General features: G+C 27.4%; 17 protein-coding genes, 1 pseudogene and 1 other annotated feature. Of the genes and pseudogenes, 3 read left to right on the forward strand and 15 right to left on the reverse strand.

Going from position 1 to position 19,527, the window contains the following annotated elements:
• The 3 genes and pseudogenes from KGF36_RS16255 to KGF36_RS16265 form a co-directional block, all read right to left on the reverse strand.
• Positions 1-477, reverse strand: a 477-nt coding sequence (locus KGF36_RS16255; RefSeq protein ID WP_227854896.1) for a transposase, incomplete at its 3' end; no start/stop codon positions are given.
• A gap of 433 nt (positions 478-910) precedes the next feature.
• Positions 911-1,015: pseudogene (locus tag KGF36_RS16260) on the reverse strand (transposase); the annotation flags it as partial.
• A 193-nt stretch (positions 1,016-1,208) separates the two neighbouring features.
• The gene (locus KGF36_RS16265) at positions 1,209-2,546 is read right to left on the reverse strand and encodes an ATP-binding protein (RefSeq protein WP_227830302.1); all 1,338 of its coding nucleotides are present in this window, start codon (positions 2,544-2,546) and stop codon (positions 1,209-1,211) included.
• Positions 2,547-2,916: 370 nt separating this feature from the next.
• Here KGF36_RS16265 and KGF36_RS16270 point away from each other — a divergent pair, with 370 nt between their 5' ends.
• Genes KGF36_RS16270 through KGF36_RS16280 form a run of 3 tightly spaced genes read left to right on the forward strand, consistent with a single transcriptional unit; the run spans position 2,917 to position 4,980 of the window.
• On the forward strand, positions 2,917-3,237 hold the full coding sequence (locus KGF36_RS16270) for a PadR family transcriptional regulator (protein WP_227830303.1): 321 nt from the start codon (positions 2,917-2,919) through the stop codon (positions 3,235-3,237).
• An 11-nt stretch (positions 3,238-3,248) separates the two neighbouring features.
• Positions 3,249-3,926 carry a TMEM198/TM7SF3 family protein gene (locus KGF36_RS16275; protein WP_227850928.1) on the forward strand — a complete coding sequence of 226 codons (678 nt, stop codon included), beginning with the start codon at positions 3,249-3,251 and terminating at the stop codon, positions 3,924-3,926.
• Positions 3,919-4,980 (forward strand): DUF4097 family beta strand repeat-containing protein, encoded by a 1,062-nt coding sequence (locus tag KGF36_RS16280; RefSeq protein ID WP_227830305.1) that lies wholly within the window; start codon positions 3,919-3,921, stop codon positions 4,978-4,980. The genes KGF36_RS16275 and KGF36_RS16280 overlap by 8 nt, the downstream gene beginning before the upstream one ends.
• Positions 4,981-5,248: 268 nt before the next feature.
• Here the strand turns inward: KGF36_RS16280 and thrS are convergent, their stop codons facing one another.
• The 12 genes from thrS to queG all read right to left on the reverse strand — a co-directional run bounded on the left by thrS (position 5,249) and on the right by queG (position 19,311).
• Positions 5,249-7,168, reverse strand: coding sequence for a threonine--tRNA ligase (gene thrS / locus KGF36_RS16285; protein WP_227830306.1), 1,920 nt, complete (start codon positions 7,166-7,168; stop codon positions 5,249-5,251).
• Between the two features lie 64 nt (positions 7,169-7,232).
• Positions 7,233-7,470 (reverse strand) — a binding site (T-box leader).
• 207 nt (positions 7,471-7,677) lie between these two features.
• Positions 7,678-8,280 (reverse strand): DUF445 domain-containing protein, encoded by a 603-nt coding sequence (locus KGF36_RS16290; protein WP_227830307.1) that lies wholly within the window; start codon positions 8,278-8,280, stop codon positions 7,678-7,680.
• 249 nt (positions 8,281-8,529) lie between these two features.
• Positions 8,530-9,348 (reverse strand): putative sporulation protein YtxC, encoded by an 819-nt coding sequence (locus KGF36_RS16295; protein WP_227842745.1) that lies wholly within the window; start codon positions 9,346-9,348, stop codon positions 8,530-8,532.
• 2 nt (positions 9,349-9,350) lie between these two features.
• Positions 9,351-10,112, reverse strand: coding sequence for a DUF6873 family GME fold protein (locus KGF36_RS16300; protein ID WP_227830309.1), 762 nt, complete (start codon positions 10,110-10,112; stop codon positions 9,351-9,353).
• 161 nt (positions 10,113-10,273) lie between these two features.
• Positions 10,274-10,903, reverse strand: a complete 630-nt coding sequence (locus tag KGF36_RS16305; protein ID WP_227854897.1) for a hypothetical protein — start codon at positions 10,901-10,903, stop codon at positions 10,274-10,276.
• A gap of 67 nt (positions 10,904-10,970) precedes the next feature.
• Entirely contained in the window at positions 10,971-12,080 is a 1,110-nt protein-coding gene (locus tag KGF36_RS16310; RefSeq protein ID WP_227830311.1) for a BMP family ABC transporter substrate-binding protein, read from the reverse strand.
• A gap of 40 nt (positions 12,081-12,120) precedes the next feature.
• Positions 12,121-13,125 (reverse strand): BMP family ABC transporter substrate-binding protein, encoded by a 1,005-nt coding sequence (locus tag KGF36_RS16315; protein ID WP_227830312.1) that lies wholly within the window; start codon positions 13,123-13,125, stop codon positions 12,121-12,123.
• A 271-nt stretch (positions 13,126-13,396) separates the two neighbouring features.
• Positions 13,397-14,245, reverse strand: a complete 849-nt coding sequence (locus KGF36_RS16320; RefSeq protein ID WP_227840916.1) for a DegV family protein — start codon at positions 14,243-14,245, stop codon at positions 13,397-13,399.
• Between the two features lie 35 nt (positions 14,246-14,280).
• A complete protein-coding gene (gene trmL / locus KGF36_RS16325; RefSeq protein WP_003429657.1) occupies positions 14,281-14,751 on the reverse strand; it encodes a tRNA (uridine(34)/cytosine(34)/5-carboxymethylaminomethyluridine(34)-2'-O)-methyltransferase TrmL in 471 nt (156 codons plus the stop codon).
• 193 nt (positions 14,752-14,944) lie between these two features.
• A complete protein-coding gene (nth, locus tag KGF36_RS16330) occupies positions 14,945-15,865 on the reverse strand; it encodes an endonuclease III (RefSeq protein WP_227842747.1) in 921 nt (306 codons plus the stop codon).
• A 188-nt stretch (positions 15,866-16,053) separates the two neighbouring features.
• Entirely contained in the window at positions 16,054-18,291 is a 2,238-nt protein-coding gene (locus KGF36_RS16335; protein ID WP_227830315.1) for a Lon protease family protein, read from the reverse strand.
• Positions 18,292-18,396: 105 nt separating this feature from the next.
• Complete coding sequence (gene queG / locus KGF36_RS16340; RefSeq protein ID WP_227842748.1) at positions 18,397-19,311, reverse strand: tRNA epoxyqueuosine(34) reductase QueG; 915 nt, start codon at positions 19,309-19,311, stop codon at positions 18,397-18,399.
• Positions 19,312-19,527: the final 216 nt, after the last annotated feature.

Below are 19,527 nucleotides of genomic sequence, written 5' to 3' on the forward strand. Positions count from 1 at the left end.
CTTCTTTTTTGTATTTTTCTCAATCCCTTTTATATCTCCTAAAACTATTTCACATACTTGTTGCTCTACACAAAAGTTTATAAACTTTCTAGTTGTTTGGTGGTATAAATTTATTAATTGGTTATCTATTTTAGTTCTAATAGTGTTTTTTAATTTCCATAATCTCTTATATTGTCTACTACCTTTTTTACATCTACTTAATCTTTTAGAGATATAAGCATATATCTTATTTCTAAATTGCTTAATACTTCTATCTTCTCTATTAGATATTATAAGTCCGATACCTTCATTAGTTATACTAGCTATCGAATGTATTTCTCCTAAGTCTACACCTACGGTGTTGTTACCTTTCGGTGTTGGGTTAATGATTCCATCATCAAATGTATAATACAAATAATATCCGTTTCGCCATACTATTTCAGCAGTCTTTATATTTTCAATATTAAAATCTAACTCTAAATATATACCTTTTGACATTGATAACTTTAAGTTACCTTTAGCATTGATATTTATTGCACTAGCTTTGAATGGTATTATATAAAATTTCTTGGTTTTATATGGATACTTTGCCTTGGTATTACCTTTCTTTCTTAACTCTGAAATAGTCTTTCTATTAGCATCAAATTTATCTGATATTGCTTGTATAGTTTGACTATGTAGATTGTATTTACCTTTGATTATCTTTTGTATATCATTCTTTTTTATCCATTGTTTATGTTCAAAATAGTATTCTTTGGATAAGCTAACTATATGATTTCAACAATTAGCACTCTCCATTTGTTTTTCCCTTACTAATTCAAATTGTGTTCTAGTTAGGTTTAATTTTACTCTATGAGTTTTTATCATTTTTTCTTACTCCTAACTTGTTGATTCTCTACGTATTGTTTAACTACTTCTAAACTTACAGAGCCAACAGTTTTTCTACTTCGCCAACTAAAACAGGTTTACGATACTTAGGACAAAATATTATATGATATTTACAATCATATGTTATATTTCCGTTAGATTTATACATAAAAACTAACACCTCCTACACATAATCTATCATTCGTAGTGTTAGGTTGCAAGTATTATTCTGATTTTTATTTATATTAATACCTTGCCTTTCATCCCCACATCTAAAGAAGGGGTGCTTTTCGGCAATTTTATTGTAATAATTAAGTCCATTATATTTATAAAATTATATTATTTACTCATGACAAATCAAATTATATATTAATTGCTTTTTTTACATTTCTAAGTGGTATAGCAATCTTAACTACAAATTTTTTATCATCATACTCAATCACAACATTGCCACCATATTTATTTACAGCGTTTTTTATACTTTTTATTCCTAATCCATGAAGTGTACCTTTTTTATCTGTTACAATTTTCCCATTCTTTGTGATAATTTCATTTACTTTAGTGTTTTCTACTCTTATAAGATAAAAATTTTGTAAAACATCACCTTTAACACAAATTACTTTACTTCCCTCATCAATTTTTTTGCATGCTTCAATTGCATTATCTAAGACATTTGAAAATATATGGCATACATCTATTAATTCAATAGCTTCACAGTGACCAAAATTTATTCCTATTTTAAGTTCTATATTATTTTTATCACAAACTTCTTTCTTCTCACTCAATATAGCATCCAAGATAAAATTACCAGTATTAAATGAAATGTCATTACTTTGAATCTCCATCTGTAAGTCATCTAAATATGAAGTAACATCAATACCTTTTTTAACCATAGTTTTTATGCATAAGATATGATTTTTCATATCATGACTTAATAATCTAGTTTTTAAATGTTTCTTTTCTATATCCTCATAATATTCATTTTTAGTGTGTAAAACGTTTTTAATCATATTATTTTCTGCTATCAATGCATTATACTGTTGTAGTTTTTTAGCAATTAAAATCAAGATAATACTTGATAGAAGTAACATGATAGAGATAATAAGTAATTGATAATTATGTATTAAACCACCACTAGTTTTAGGATTAAATATGTATTTAAAAATAGTAAAAAAAGATGCTATATTGGCAATTATAGGTATAATTACATATGTTAATGTCTTTTTATTTATTTCTATATTCAATTTTGTTTTTAATGTCTTATATAAAAATAAAGTTAAAAGCAAAATTGTCTTTCCAGATACAATTGACTCAATTCTGTATATATTTTCTGTTAACATTTTGCTCATATCATCTATAGAATTAATCCAAATTGTTAAAGACATACTCAAAGCATCTATACCCATTAATAACATCCAATACATTAAAGATATTAGTATGGCTTTTATAAGCCTTACTCTATATGAAATTTTGTAAAATACAACCATAATCATCACAGATATAATTACTCTTATATTTGGAAGTACATCAAAGAAATAAAATAGATTAGCAAAAATAATAATACCTATCATGTAAATATTTATTCTTTCATTAGAAATTTTTTGTATACTTGTGTAATCTAGTATTTTTTTACAAACAAACCATTCTATGATAAAAGACATAGCAATGAAAATATTCCAAAACAAATTTGACTTTATCATAATATTTTCTCCTAGTGTATTAATAATTTAATTTTTAAAATTTTCCATATAACTTAATTATATACGACTCTACACCTGTAGTAAATACCTTGATAGAATTATCCTAAATAAATTAAATTTTGTTTTCTTTTTTAATCATATCATTACATATGCTAATCTATTTAAGCATTATTCCTTCTTCCAATTTAATAACAACATCATTTCTCTATAAATAACTATAAAAGTACGTTTTTTATATAATTTAGTATGTAATTCTTCCCTAAAACAGCATAAAGCCGTAAGAATTATAATAAAATAAATTTTATCACACGAAATACATTGACAGGCGAGGTATATAAAAGTATTATATACTTAAACGGAGGTGATGTTTATGACAATCGCATCTGATATGATAAGAGGTCATACAGAAACAATTATCTTAAAGCATTTACTTGAAAAAGATAGCTATGGTTATGAGATTAATAAATCTATATTAGAAAAAACACAAGGCTTGTACGAGTTAAAAGAAGCAACTTTATACACAGCCTTTCGTAGACTTGAACAATCTGGTGCAATAACATCTTATTGGGGAGATGAAGCTACTGGTGCTAGAAGAAAATATTATTCTATAACAAGCGAAGGTAGAGAAAAATATAAAAAAAGCCGTGAAGAATGGGATAATACAAAATTGTTAATAGACACATTAATTTAGGAGGTGAAAATATGTTAGATAAAATACATGATTATATTGAACAAAGCTTTACAGAAGTTAAAGAAACAAGAAAGGTCAAAGAACTTAAAGATGAACTATTCGAAAATCTAAAAGAAAAATACAACGACCAAATACAAAATGGTAAATCAAAGCAAGAAGCATATAATTCAGTAATATCTGGGATTGGAGATTTATCTGAATTAATTGAAAGTGTTAAAGAGCCATATTTTATGCCTTCTGAATTAATTGAAGAAAGAAAGAAAAGAGCTTTGAGAGTATCAATAGCAATTGCTCTTTTTATAATAAGCCCATTTTTAACTGCGGTTTTAATTGTAAACATTGGTATCCAACCAACTCTGGCTAGTCTTCCAATGTTTATATTAATAGCAGTTGGAACAGGTCTACTAGTCTACAATGGAATGACAAAACAAAACTATAGTCCATCTGATGATACTATGGTAGAAGAATTCAAAGAATGGAGAGTAAAAACTAAAAGTACAAATCTTGCTTATAAATCATTTATGAGTGCATATTGGATGATAATAGTTGGCATCTTTTTAATTGTTAACATATGTTTTGATGCTTGGAGCTTTTCATGGATAATATTCATAATAGGTGCTGCTGGAATTCATATAGCCGAAGGGGTACTACAATTAAAAGACGCGGAGGATGATGATAAATATGAATAAAAAATTTTTAAAAATAAAAATTATTGTTTGGAGTATTGTAGCTATAGTATTTTCTATAATATTTATTGTTTTCCTTACAAATACTATAATTTCGTCTGAATATGATGTCAAAGATTTGATTAAAGATTCAGTTAAAAATGAAAGTTTTTTATCCTCTAATAAAAATTATGATAAGTATCTAACCGTTAAAAGCGAGAGTTTTTCAAACAAAATAAATAATATTAATGTTGACTGGACTTCAGGTGAAGTTAGAGTTTTAAAGAGTGATTCTAATAAAATTAAATTAATTCAAAAAGCTCCTTCTAATTTTTCAAAGAAAAAGATTGCAAAAATAAAGGTTGATGGCAATACTCTTTCTATCATTGATAATTCTGCAAAAAAATTCTTCATTGGAATTGGACTTCCAAAATCAACAGTACTTGAACTATATTTACCTGGAAAATTATATAACAATATAAATGTATCTACTACTTCAGCAGATATATATAGTACTTATCTTAAAAGTAACATGACAGATATTGAATCAGTTTCAGGTAATATAGAAATGTCTGGTAAGATTGACAAAATTACTTTGGAGACAACTAGTAGCAATATCAACATAAAAAAACTTGATAGTAAAAGTGTTATTTGTAATTCAGTCTCTGGTAAAATTCAGCTTTCTGGTAAAACTGACGATTTGAAGATAAATACAACAAGCGGAGATATAGATTTAAAAAATATGGACAACAAGAATCTTATATGCGAATCAACTTCTGGTAAAGTTAATATAGAAGGTAGATTTTCTAATATTAAATCTGAGGCAACTAGTGGGGATATAAAAATTAATTCAAGTGAAATGTTATCTTCTTTCAAATGTGATACTATTTCTGGTGATATTGATTTGTATATTCCTGAAAATTCAGGATTTACTTTAGATTTTAGTAAGGTCTCTGGTAATTTAAATAGTAGCTTTAAATTACTTCAGGATGGCGATTCATATATTTATAAAAATGGGACTGCAAAGATGTATGTAGATACTACAGGTGCCAATTTAAATATTAGAAAAAACAACTAACAAAAAATAGCTATATTAAAGCGTTATATAAATTACATAAAGATAAATATATATTAAAAAGTTATATAAATTACATGAAGATAAATCTTTATATCTTACAAACAAAAATTAGAGGCACATTATCATAAAAAATATGACTAAATGTGCCTCTAATTATACTTATTTATTCATAAGATACTTATTTATTCATAAGATACTTATCTATCCAAAAAATACTTAGCTATACACAAGTTAATATTTTATATATCAATTAACTTTATTTTATATATTAGTTTTGGATAATACTTTCTCTTGATTCAATTTCTTTTGAGATACTAGCTATAAACTCATCTAATTTAATGCTACCTATTTCACCTTTATCTCTTGATCTTACAGAAACATTATTTTCAGCTACTTCTTTTTCACCTACTACTAACATATAAGGAACTTTTTCAAGTTGAGCTTCTCTTATTTTAAATCCAATTTTTTCAGCTCTATCATCTAGTTCAACTCTTATGCCTTTATCAAATAATACTTTTTTAACTTCATTAGCATAATCCATAAACTTATCAGATATAGGAAGTATCTTAACTTGAGTTGGAGATAACCAAACTGGGAATTTACCAGCATAATGCTCAATTAATATACCTATGAATCTCTCTATACTACCAAAAGCAACTCTATGAATCATAACTGGTCTATGTTTTTCACCATCTTGTCCAATGTAAGTATTATCAAATTGTCTTGGAAGTTGCATATCTAATTGGATAGTACCACATTGCCAAGTTCTTCCTAAACAGTCTCTTAAATGGAAGTCTATCTTAGGGCCATAGAATGCTCCATCACCTTCATTTATAGTATATGGTAGACCTAACTCTTCTAAAGCTTCTCTTAATCCATTTTCAGCTGCTTCCCACTCTTCTTCGCTTCCCATAGAATTTTCTGGTCTTGTAGATAATTCTAGATTGTATTCAAATCCAAAAGTCTTGTAAATACCATCTATTAGATTAGCTACACCTTTTATCTCATCTTTAATTTGTTCTGGTAACATGAATATATGTGAATCATCTTGAGTAAATGCTCTAACTCTCATTAACCCTTGTAATGCCCCAGATAACTCATGTCTATGAACTCTACCAAGCTCTGCAACTCTCATTGGGAAATCTCTATATGAGTGTAATTGAGAATTGTAGTAAATTAATCCACCAGGACAGTTCATAGGTTTTATAGCATAATCCTCATCATCTATTTTAACTGTATACATATTCTCTTTGTAATGATACCAGTGACCTGAAGTCTCCCATAATTTTCTGTTTAATATAATTGGAGATTCTATTTCAATATATCCAGCTTTTCTGTGTATTTCTCTCCAGAATTTTAATAATTCATTTTTAAGTTCCATTCCTTTTGGTAAGAACATAGGGAATCCAGGACCTTCATCAGGTATCATAAATAAACCTAATTCTTTACCTAATTTTCTATGGTCTCTCTTTTTAGCTTCTTCTAATAAATGTAGGTACTCTTCTAAATCTTTATTTTTTTCAAAAGAAGTTCCATAAATTCTTTGAAGCATTTTATTTTTTTCGTCACCACGCCAGTATGCACCTGCTACACTTTGTAATTTAACAGCTTTAACCTTTTTAGTAGATGGTAAATGTGGTCCTCTACATAAATCAGTAAAATCACCTTGTTTGTAGAAAGATATTATTTCACTTTCAGGTAAATCAGATATAAGTTCTACCTTGTAATCTTCTCCTTGTTCTTTCATAAGCTCTAAAGCTTCATTTCTAGGAAGTTCAAATCTTTCTATCTTTAAATCTTCTTTAGCTATTTTTTTCATTTCAGCTTCTATTTTTTCCAAGTCTTCTGGAACTAATCTATGTTCTAAATCTATATCATAGTAGAATCCATTCTCTATACTTGGCCCTATAGCAAGTTTTGCTTCTGGGTAAAGTCTCTTTATAGCTTGAGCTAACATATGTGCTGATGTATGTCTAAAAACGTCTTTTCCTTCTTTATCCTCAAATTTAAATAAGTTTAAATCACAATCACTATCTATCATGTGGTCCAGACCTACAACCTCTCCGTTCACAGACGCTGCTACCACATTTCTAGCTAATCCTTCACTAATGGATTTAGCCACATCCATAACAGAAAGAGCATTTTCAAATTCTTTTATTGAACCATCTTTTAAAGCAACTTTAATCATTGTTTTTTCCTCCTTATTGAGATAATTTTTTAAATTTTTTGTAATAAAAAATCGCCCCAAAAATATTTGGGACGATATTAATTCGCGGTTCCACCCAAGTTGGCGTATACAAATATATACAACCCTCTTGATGACTATAAGGTCGTCACCCGAGCACTTTCACAAATTGTATAAAACAAACACTGCTAATAAGCTCAGCTCCAAGGTAGTTTTCAAATAGACCTATTACATGGGTTTTCAGCCATAGACCCAGACTCTCTGTGAATGGTTTCCACTTTACTCTTCCTCTTCAACACTATAATTTTTGATATATTTTCATTATAACAGATAGTCATACATCAATCAACATTAATGTAATATATTAATTACCCATTATTTTTCATTTCAATCAATTGTAAACTAATATTCTTATATTTTATATTAATTTAATCTTTTGATTTATAGTGACATTATAATATTTTTACTAATTTTAAATTTTTAAAACGCATCTACATGCATGATAGATATAACTAGATAAATATAGTCACTAATCCTTGAACTATACCTATTAAGAAACCTAATACAAGGCCTAAGATTTCTATGTGTTTTAATTCATTTTTAGCTATTCTTATAATTATTTCTTCTAGTTCATATAAATCTAGTTCATTAATCTTATCTTCGACCATTTTTTGTATATCTATACGCTCATTTGCTTTATTTATTATATTTTTGCTTAATTCATCTATACTTTGTTTCACTTCAGATTCAATTATATCTCCTAAATAGTCCTGAATCATGTTCTTTATACTGCTTGGTATAAATGAAACTTTCTCATGTATGATAATTTTTACCCTTGCTTTTATGTATCTTACAACTTCTTCCTTATCTTCGTCAGTAATGATATTTGCAAGTATTTCGTCCATTGAAAGAAATTCGTTTTGAATTATTTCACCTACATTTGCTGCTATTTCTGCTCTTCTCTTTGGTATAAGACCTACTATCTCTATATTTAAAACAGGTATCTTAATAGGTACTATTGGTCTAAATATCAGTCTTATAGCAACTACATTTGTGACATAACCTATAAATCCACCAATAACAGCTAATATTAATATCCTAATTAAATTATCCATTATAAAACTTCTCCTTATCAATTGTATATTTGTTAGCTATATTTTATCTTTAATAACTCTAGTTATATTATAGCTTTATATACAATTATAAGTCTTTCGTGTCGATTTCAAAAGAATTTTTTTGATTTCTAATTTTTATTTTTACTATTTTAGTTATATTTTACTCTCTTTTAACTTCGATTCACCTTTAATTTGAATATATTTTTATTTTTAGCTTTCTTTTCAACTCTTAAATTATATCTTTCAATTCTAATTTTCCATAATTATACTAACTTTATTTTCAAAAATTGCTTCTACTGTATCTATGATTTCCTTTGAGCAATTGTTATTTAATAAATCTAATATTTCTATCTTCTTAGGACATAGAGTCAATAAGGTACTTATTAAAAAGTCCTCATAATTTAAATTTTCTCTTATGACCATATTTATAATTTCTTCATCATCTATACTATCTATTTTATTTCCATTTTTATCGTATAAAATAAATGTATTATCTTCCATTATATGAACTTTAAGCAAATCTATCTTTTCTTCTTGAGTATCTATAAAATATTTTAAAACTCTTATAAACTCATCTTGGTCTCTTTTTATTAAATACTCTTCAACTGCAATATCACCTATAGCAGAAATATATTTCATAAATTCTCTCATTCTAAATCGAATAAAACCTTCCACATTTATAAAATCATTTTCCTCTATATAGTTCCTAACCCTTGTAAATACTGTTTCTCTCATAAAAATCTCTTTTTTAGCAAATATGTTCAGTGAATATATGTATATATTATTTTTATCTTCAGGATATGTACGCCCATAGTATTTTAGAATGTATTCTTTTAAAAGTTTCTCTTTCATTATACTTATTATCATACTAGTTATTTCTGTAGATATTTCATCAATATTTAGAGCTCTTTGTTCAGTTTTAGTACCATTAAGTATTTTCTTATTTAACACTTCTTGCTTTGCAGAATCAATTACGACTTCTACAATGTCATTTGTATATATTAATCTATCGTTTACGTTATTATTCCTCAAAAATTTCATAGAAGAAATATTATCCTTCTCAACCAAAGTTATCGCTCCTTTCTTGTCATGAGAGGAACTATAGAACCTATATCGAGTAAATTTTCACTACTAAGTGTAACTATCTCCTTGTTTTTACTTTCTATAAAACTTTTTATACGTTCATAGTCAGGATGTTTTTTAACATCTCCACAAAAAGCTAGCTTATCCTTAGAAATTAACCCTGTACATCCACCTATAAATCCATAATTCATCTCAAATAAATTTATATGACCTTTTTCTATTAATAAACACTCTATTTCTGTATTCTTCATGCTTTTCCAAATACCTTTATCTGATGTTATTATAGATGTTCTATCTACTATACAGATTGAGCATTTAGAATAGCCCTGCTCTATATTTATCTTTTTAAGTTTATTATTTTCAATATAATCTAATATTACTCTATCAGTGTACTTAAAATTGTGTATGGCATAATCACCAACTATAGCAATATTGTAAGGTATATCATAAGGATATTTATTTGATAAATTAGCTTCTCCCTTAATTATATTAAATTTATGTTTACTTAATAACTCTTTGTATTGATTATATACATTCGGCGCAACAATTATATCTCCTTTTCCTAAATTACAAATACATATATCTGGGTGATATTTTATACTTTCATATAATTCTTTACATTCTATTGTTTTTATTATCTCTATATTTCTTAATTTTAATTCATTTTCCATTAGATAACTAATTCTTTTGTCCACCAAAGCTAGACATAAATCGTCATCTAGTATAAATGGCTCTCTTGTAAATTCCATTTTTTACTCCTTTTTATTTTTTTTGATAAATTTCTTATTTGAATATAAATAAAGTGTGCAGTAGATTTTTTCTACTTACACACTTATTATTGGACTTTTATGTAATTAATCTAAATTAATTTATTTATTTTTTTATAAATTCTTATAAAAACTCTACTTTATCATCTAATTGATTTTAATTTAGCTATATCATTCCAATTGCTTGCTGTTACTATTTCAATTTTATTTAAGTCTCTTTTTATCTCTTGTGTGTCTCCCTTAACAGATACAACATGTTTTTCTGTATATTCTAATTCTATCTTTGTGTCTTTTAAATCTTTTTTAATTTCTACTAGATTATTTTCTATCTTATATAATCTAGAGTCTATTCCATTAAATCTAGCATCCATTTTATCTAGTCTTATGTCCACTTCATCAAATCTAGCATCTACTTTATCTAATCTTATGTCCACTTCGTCAAATCTAGCATCCATTTTATCCAGTCTTATGTCCACTTCATCAAATCTGGCATCCATTTTATCCAGTCTTATGTCCACTTCATCAAATCTAGCATCTACTTTATCTAATCTTATGTCCACTTCATCAAATCTAACATCCATTTTATCTAGTCTTATGTCCACTTCATCAAATCTAGCATCCATTTTATCCAGTCTTATGCCCACTTCGTCAAATCTAGCATCCATTTTATCCAGTCTTATGCCCACTTCGTCAAATCTAGCATCCATCTTATCTAATCTGTCGTTAATACTGTTTTGCATTTTATCCAGAAATTGCAAAATTTTACCTTCCATATGTATCAACTCCTCTACAGATAATTATAACATTTCACATAAATATTATACATATCTTCAGCAATAATTAGTATGTATCTTTCACCTTATTGTACTCTTTTTTTACATATTCCAAAACATCTGGTGGTATGTTTCTACTGCTATTTGGAGTAAGTCCAATTTCTCCATCTTTTATCTTAAACTCCATGACTTTACTTCCCTTAAAACCATCTTTTACAACATTCTGTATCAATTCATAAACAGGCTGTTCTATATCCTTTACAATTGAACTTATTACATTATCTGGAGCCATCTCATATTGGTCTTTATTAATAGCTATAACTTTACCACCATTTTCTCTAGCTACCTGAATAGCTCTTTTCCCATCATCTTCTGTGGCTGAAAATACAACATCTCTATCAGAATCTCTCATTTCTTTTGCAATAGTTCTAGCTGACTCAGGATTTTCAAATACATTTGCATACTTTACCAATAAATCAGCATTTTTATTTGAAGTTTTAAGCCCTTTTCTAAATCCAGATTCATATTTATCTCTACTAGAGCCTTCAACTCCTCCTATAAATCCTACTTTACCAGTGTCAGTCATTTTTCCTGCAATAAGACCTGCCAGATATCCAGTAGAATTATCTTGAAATGATACAGAAATTACATTAGCTGGTTGAACCTTATAATTATAATCAACTATCGCAAATTGCTGTTTTGGATATTTTGTAGCAGCTTGTTTAATTGGTTCTGCAAATCTAGCTCCAACTGCTATTATCAAGTCTGGTTCATATTTATATAATTTTTCTATGCTATTTGCAAAGTCATTAGAAGTCTTTGGTCTTTCAATCTTCTCTCTAATATCAAAATCCTCATCAGCTGTTTTTAAAGCTGACAGTACATGATTATTATACGATTCATTCCCTAAGCTTTGAGTATCTAACAATACTCCAACAGTTTTTCGTACATAAGAATCATCTTCCAATTCATCTTCATTATTGCTACTTGTACTATTTGACTTATCTTTATCGGACGAAGTTGACACATTTTTAGATTCACTTTGTTTAGACTTATTATTATTTATATTAGAATTATTATTTACTCTATTAAATCCAAAATCAAAATTACAGATAACTAGTATAAAAACTGTAAAGACCACGACAAAACAAAACATCAATATCCTTTTTATTTTCACAAAACTCACTCCCTGATATAGAACATGAAGTCTCTATAGATTATTTATTGTTCTTATTTACATATTCTAACACATCAGGAGGAATATTTTGAGAACTATTTTGAGCAAGTCCAGTACTTCCAGACTTCATTGTATTTTCTATAACTTTACCACCCTTATATTCTCCTTTTACAAAGCTTTGTATTAAGTCATAAGTAGGTTTTTCAAAGTCTTTTACAATAGAACTTATAACATTTTCTGGGGCTAACTCATGCTGATCTTTATTAATTGCTATCACTTTTTTATTCTTTGCTCTAACTGCATTTATTACACTCTTTGAATCATCCTCAGTATTAGAAAAAATAATATCTACTCCGCTATCCATCATTTTTTTAGCGACAGATTCAGCAGATTTACTATCCTTAAAAATATCTACATACTCAACTGAAACATCTTTTATATTGCTATTAGAAAATTTAACACCTTCTTTAAATCCAGATTCAAATTTGTTTCTACTGGACCCCTCTACACCACCTATAAAACCAACCTTATCAGTTTCTGTCATCTTTCCAGCAACTAATCCAGCCAAATATCCAGTCTTATTATCCTCAAAAGAAATTGAAGTTATATTAGATGGTTGTTTGTCATACTCATAATCTACAATGGCAAACTGTTGCTTTGGGTATTTCTTGGCTATCTTTTCTAGAGGCTTTGCAAATCTAGAACCAACAGCTATAATCAAGTCAGTATTATCATTACATAAAATATCTATGCTATTAGAAAAAGTTGATGAATCATCTGATTCCACTTTATTTGTATCTATGTTAAGATTTTTTTGTGCAGTATTTAAAGCTAACAAAGCTGAATTATTCATAACTTCATTGTTTGACCCTTCAATATCTAATATCATAGATACAGATTTTTTTGAATTTTCTTTATCATTTAGCTTATTTTTATTATCTTGATTAGAACCAGAACTATTACTTGAATTACTGCTACATCCAACTAATATTCCAGTACTCATTGCCACAGTTAACATTAATACCAACAATTTTTTTAAACGCATCAAAATTCACTCCTTATATTTTTGTGATATTTTTACATCCTATTTACTAATTTGCTATACCTCATTTGCAAGTATTTCTTTAATTTTTTCAATAAACTTACCATAAAAAAGTGTGTAATAGATTTTTATCTATTTACACACTTCCCTAAAAGCTCAACTTAATATATCAACACTTAATTATATCTAAAACAAATCATATCTAGTGTATCAATGTTTAACATATCTTATCATAATTTAATAAAAAAATAAATAATCCCAATATAAAAAATTGTTATTTATTTTTTATACATATAATTCCAGTTACACCAGGACCAGCATGTGCACCTATACACACACCAATTTGGAAAAATTTAATTTCCTTAGGTCTCAGTTCATCCTCCATAACTCTAGATAATTGTTCTTTTTCCTTAATGTCATCGCTATATCCTATATATACAACTTGGTCTGATAAATCATCCCCACAATTCGATTTTATCAAGTCTATCATCTTAGAAATTACATTCTTCTTACCTCTTACTTGAGATAATTGTGAGACTAACCCACCTTTTATTTCAAGAATAGGTTTTATATTTAATATACTTCCTATTGCCGCCTTAGTAGATGATATTCTTCCTCCCTTTTGTAAATACTCCAATGTATCCACGGAAAATATGACAAAAGCTTTTTCTTTTAATTCATCTAAAACAGGTAATATTTCATTAATAGATTTTCCTTCACTTGCAAGCTCTCCTGCTTTTATTACAAGCAGACCAGTTCCCATACAAAGTAAGTTAGAATCATATGTATATATTTCACCTTCTACATCATTCTTCGCCATTACAGCACTTTGATATGTTCCTGTAGCTGTAGCCGAACCAGCTATATAAAGTATTGCTCTACCTTCACTCGTGTATTTCTCAAAAACTTTCTTAAATTGGGCATAAGTAGCTTGAGAAGTTTTTGGATATGCATTTTCTTCTCTAAGCTTTTTATAAAATTCATCTCCAGATATATCAATCCTATCCTTGTATTCTTTTTCTTCTAATATAACTGTTAATGAAACAATATCTATATCATATTTATCTAACAAATCTTTTGGCACGTCCGATAAACTGTCACAGATTATCTTTAGATTTTTCATTAAGTATGCTCCTTTCTAATTTAGGATTATTTAAACTACCTCATATTAGGGTATCCTATTTGTCTTAAAGCCTCATATACTACTATAGCGACTGAATTTGATAAATTTAACGACCTAGCTTTTTCAACATCTAACATAGGTACTCTAATACAAGTATCCATATTTGCTTTCAACAAAGGCTCTGGTAATCCCTTTGTTTCTTTACCAAATACTATAAAACAATTTTCTTCATATTTTACATCTGAATGTGATTGTTTAGCCTTTGTTGTAGAAAAAAAGTATTTACTGTTTGGATATTTTTCTTGTAATTCTTCAAAGCTATCGTAATATTGTATATCAGCTATATCCCAATAGTCAAGACCACATCTTTTCAAGTGCTTATCATCCAATGAAAAACCTAATGGTTTTACTAAGTGCAAAGTTGAACCTGTTGCCGCACAAGTTCTTATTATATTTCCTGTATTTTGAGGTATTTCTGGTTCTACTAATACTATATTTAATGACATTTTTATCCTCCTAAATATCGTTCTTGTTTACTAAACTTTATTTTATAAATAGAATAACAATAATATTATACTATTATATATAATAATTTTAATAATAATTTTTATTTTATTATACATAATAGTTTTCTATCTAACATTTTCATAAGTATTATTATATCAGAAAATCACTCTTGTACAACTTACTTTGGAAAAGTTATTTCATTTCTTTAAGTTCTTGATAATAATTACAATTATCTTTTATTGGACAGTTTTCACACTCTGGATTTCTAGCTTTACACATTCTTCTTCCATGAAAAATCAATACATGATGTGAGTGTGACCATCTTTCTTTTGGTATAGCTTCCATAAGTGCAAATTCTGTCTTTTCAGGGTTTGGCTCGTCCACTATTCCAATTCTATTGCTAACTCTAAATACATGAGTATCTACTGCTATTGCTGGATGATTAAAAGCATTACTAAGAACAACGCCTGCTGTCTTTCTTCCAACGCCAGGAAGTTTTACAAGCTTTTCTAAAGTATCTGGTACCTCACCATTATATAATTCACACAACTGTTCAGATGTATCTTTTATTTTTTGAGCCTTACTTTTATAAAGACCACAACTTTTTATCTCTTTACTAATTTCTTCAATACTTAAATCTGCAAAATCTCTTGCTGTATTGTACTTCTTAAATAACTCTGATGTAACTTTATTTACTCTTACATCAGTACATTGAGCTGATAATATAGTTGCTATTAAAAGTTCAAAGGCTGTCCCATAATTTAGTTCACATGTAGCATCTGGATACAATTTTTCTAATTCATCTAAAATTTTATTTACATCTTTTTCATTTATCGATTCTTTCTTATCTACAGATTTACTCTTAGCTTTCTTATTACTCACTTTTTGTGTATTTTTACTAGACTTATTATCTTTTAATTTTCTATCTTTTTCACTTTTTTGAGCATCTTTTTTGCTAACTTTGACACTTTTTTTATTATCCTTAATATCTACAAAATTTTCTATATCTTTTTCATCAATTATTCCATCTACTTCTTTTTGAGTTTCAATTTTATTTACATCATTCTTAGTTACATCTTTCTTATTTATATCTTTCTTATTTACATTTTTCATAATTATCCCCCTTAAAATACCAATTTATAAAACACTATTTATATATAGTTTAATCATATCAACAAAAAATAAACATCAACATACAAAACAAAACTTACTCTACAGATATTTCACAAAAAAAGCAAAAACTTATTAAAGTTCCTGCTTTTTATTATACATATAAATACCCATTAAATTCTATTATAAACTTATTCTTTTGACTCAATTTGTATCTTACTAAAAGATAGTAGTTTTTCTTTGACCAATTTTTTTATTTCTTCAAATTTAACATCTGTCAATATCTCTATAGCTTCTTCCACTCTTTCAACTGTATATATTTTAAATTTTCCATCTTTTATAGCATCATTAACTTCATCTGATAAAACAAGATTTCTCTGATTTTTCTTAGGAATTATTACACCCTGTTCATTGTTTAAACCTTTAGTTTTACATATAGAATAAAATCCTTCTACTTTTTCACTTATTCCACCAACTACTTGTATATCTCCCTTTTGATTTATAGAGCCTGTAACCGCAATATTTTGCTTAATTGGTACACCACTAAGAGATGATAACAATACATATAACTCCGCAGAAGATGCACTATCTCCATCTATACCTCCATAATTTTGCTCAAAACAAATATACGCATTTAATGACATCAATAAATTCTGTGCAAAGTTTTCAGAAAGATAACCCCCTAATATAAGCACTCCTTTATTATGTATTGAGCCACTCATATTTACTTCTCTTTCTATATTTACTATACCATTACTTCCTGGACTAGTAGTGGCTGTAATTCTTGAAGCCCTACCAAAAGAATATTCTCCTGTACTTAAAACTGATAGCCCATTTATTACTCCAACTTTTTTTCCTTCTGTTTCTATTAGAGTAAAACCATTTTCAATTGATTCATCCATGTGTGTTTCTACTCTATTAATACGCTTTTTCTTTTCACTTATTGCTTTTTTAATATCATCTCGCTCTGTATAATTGGAACTTCTAAATTCTGCATATGCACTTCCTTCTATTACAACTTCCATTATTTTATTAAACTTAGTTGATAGCTTCTCTAAATCACCAGACAATTTAGTACTAAACTTAACAACTTCGTCAACTGCATCTTTCGTAAAATGTTTTAAGCCATTTTTATTACATTGATATGCTATAAATCTAGCTATTCCATCTTCATTATTTTCATTCTTATCCATTTCGCTATCAAAATCTACAAATATTTTAAAATATTTTCCAAAATCTTCTTCATATCTATATAAAATATCATATATATAATGACTTCCAATCAGTATCACTTTGACATCTAATGGCATATTTTCTGGTTTAATTGCTGTCTGTGTTTCTAAAATTACTTTTTTTGTTTGCAATGTCTTTTTAAGAATTTCCCAAGACATAGTATATTTTAATAACTGGTCTGCATAAAGCACCAAATATCCGCCATTAGCTCTATGAAATGCTCCTGATAATAGTTTTGTAAAATCAGTCTTTATATTTCCATTTGCATAATCATATTCTGCTTTTCCAAATAGGTTTGATGGGCTTGGATTTATCTCCACTATGACAGGTGCTGATTCCTTATTTTTTGAACCTCCATTATCTACAAATAAATTAATTTTATATTTTATAAAGTGTTCTTTATCATACTTATCTTTCAATTCTTCTTCATCTAAATAAAATAAATACATGTATTCTATGATATCTTTTTTTATATTTTCCAGATAAAGTTGAATTTTTTCATAACATTCATATTTTTCACATAACGATTTAATATGAGGTTCTACTACAAGCTTAGCTATCTCTTCTTCAAGCTCTAATACAGCCTTTTCAGCTTTTTCTTCCAAGTTTCTAATTTTATACACAACTTGTATTGCCATGTTTTCGAGTTCTCTTTTAGCCTTATAAAACTCTTCATCTGATATATCACTTTCTTCTTCATCTTCCTTCAAAGGTATGAAAACTATTCCCATTTTACTTTGTTTTAGTTTAAATCCTTTTTCTTCTCCATATTTTTTAATCTGCTTTAGTAACATATCTTTTTCTATTTCATATTCATCCAAAAGTTTATTTTTCTCTATTTCAAAATCTTCACTTTCAAATGCATTTTTAAAATCTTCTAAAAGACTTTCAACTAACTTTTCCATGTCTTTCTTAAGTTCTCTTCCAAACCCTTTTTCTAATTCAACTATCATAGGCTCTCTAGGGTTTTCAAAATTATATATATAGCACCAATCTTTATGTGTACTTTTTTTAGATGCATATTCATTTAAAACCTTTAAGGCATAAGTACTTTTACCTGTTCCAGATTCCCCAGCTAGGTATATGTTATAGGCTGGATTATTTATCTTTAAACCTAACTCCATAGCTTCTACTGCTCTTTCTTGACCCAATATACTATCTAGTGGACTTATTTCAGATGTATTATTATATTTCAATACTCCCCCACCTCCCCATATTTAACTTTAATGATATAATATGACTTTTACACCATAAGTGTTAAAGTAAATACACATTAAAGTATATGAAATAGACTCTTATTATTAGTCATCATACTTATCTAAAATTATTTCCATATTTCTCTTTATTATATTTTTACCCCTCCAGCTAAAAGCTCTATCTCCGTATCTCCTCTTAAATTCTTTATTTGATATATTTTGTATCTCATCATAATCCAAATAATCTATTATATCTTCCTTAAATTCCAAGATGTGAGTTGTTGGTATTTCAATATTATGCGGACATACTTCCTGACAAATATCGCATCCAAATATCTTTTTACTTTTCTTTAAAACATACTTTTCTTCCTCTGTCAAATCTCCCTTTTTTTGAGTTATATATGATAAACATTTTTTAGGATTCATATCATAATTTCCCAATATAGCATTTCCCGGACAATATTTTACACATTTTCCACATTTAAAACAGCTTTTTTCTAGTGGTTTATCTTCTTCAAACTTATAATTATTTACTATATATCCAATAAATATATAAGAACCATATTCATCAGTTATAATATTATTATTTATTCCAAAATATCCAATACCCGATAAATAAGCTAAATATCTGTCAACTAATGGTCCATTATCAGCAAATACCTTATATTTAAAACCTTCTACATTTTTGGAAATATAATCACAAATTTGTTGTAAAAAATCTTTTACTACAATATGATAGTCTTTTCCATGACAATATTTTGATAAATTTGAATTTTTATTCTTTTCTTGTCTATTTATATGGTATGGAAAAGCGCACACTATTATGGAGTTAGCATCTTCCATTATATTTCTAGGATTAATTCTATTTTCAATTATAGGTTCTTCCATACCTGTTAAATAGTCTTTTTTCTGTCTATCTTCAAGTATATCTCTTAGATTTTCATACTTATCTACTCCAGCTATTCCTACACACTTTAATCCTATAAGATTACAAAATTCTTTTACTCTGTTATTATCCATAAAATTATTCCTTCTCAACTTAAATTCTAAAATTACAATTATGCTACTTCTGTTTCTTTGTTTAGACATAACAACATTTGTATAGTCTAAAAATATATAGTCTAAATAGTCTAATTTTTTAAATTTACATATTTATATAATTTATTTTCTATATAATTTGACTTTTATGTACTGTTGTCTTAGTATAATTTAATATTTATCTATTTTAAATTTTCA

The sequence above is a fragment of the Clostridioides sp. ZZV14-6009 genome, from assembly GCF_020658095.1.
GTDB lineage: Bacteria > Bacillota > Clostridia > Peptostreptococcales > Peptostreptococcaceae > Clostridioides.

Bases quoted from the DNA above. Each gene is read 5' to 3' on its own strand.
- nth (WP_227842747.1), bottom strand. From the start codon at position 15,865: ATGAAAAATGTAAATAAGAAAGATATAAATAAGAAAGATGTAACTAAG.
- thrS (WP_227830306.1), bottom strand. From the start codon at position 7,168: ATGATTAAAGTTGCTTTAAAAGATGGTTCAATAAAAGAATTTGAAAAT.
- KGF36_RS16265 (WP_227830302.1), bottom strand. From the start codon at position 2,546: ATGATAAAGTCAAATTTGTTTTGGAATATTTTCATTGCTATGTCTTTT.
- trmL (WP_003429657.1), bottom strand. From the start codon at position 14,751: ATGTCATTAAATATAGTATTAGTAGAACCAGAAATACCTCAAAATACA.
- KGF36_RS16315 (WP_227830312.1), bottom strand. From the start codon at position 13,125: ATGCGTTTAAAAAAATTGTTGGTATTAATGTTAACTGTGGCAATGAGT.
- KGF36_RS16270 (WP_227830303.1), top strand. From the start codon at position 2,917: ATGACAATCGCATCTGATATGATAAGAGGTCATACAGAAACAATTATC.
- KGF36_RS16275 (WP_227850928.1), top strand. From the start codon at position 3,249: ATGTTAGATAAAATACATGATTATATTGAACAAAGCTTTACAGAAGTT.
- KGF36_RS16300 (WP_227830309.1), bottom strand. From the start codon at position 10,112: ATGGAATTTACAAGAGAGCCATTTATACTAGATGACGATTTATGTCTA.
- queG (WP_227842748.1), bottom strand. From the start codon at position 19,311: ATGGATAATAACAGAGTAAAAGAATTTTGTAATCTTATAGGATTAAAG.
- KGF36_RS16280 (WP_227830305.1), top strand. From the start codon at position 3,919: ATGAATAAAAAATTTTTAAAAATAAAAATTATTGTTTGGAGTATTGTA.
- KGF36_RS16305 (WP_227854897.1), bottom strand. From the start codon at position 10,903: ATGGAAGGTAAAATTTTGCAATTTCTGGATAAAATGCAAAACAGTATT.
- KGF36_RS16290 (WP_227830307.1), bottom strand. From the start codon at position 8,280: ATGGATAATTTAATTAGGATATTAATATTAGCTGTTATTGGTGGATTT.
- KGF36_RS16320 (WP_227840916.1), bottom strand. From the start codon at position 14,245: ATGAAAAATCTAAAGATAATCTGTGACAGTTTATCGGACGTGCCAAAA.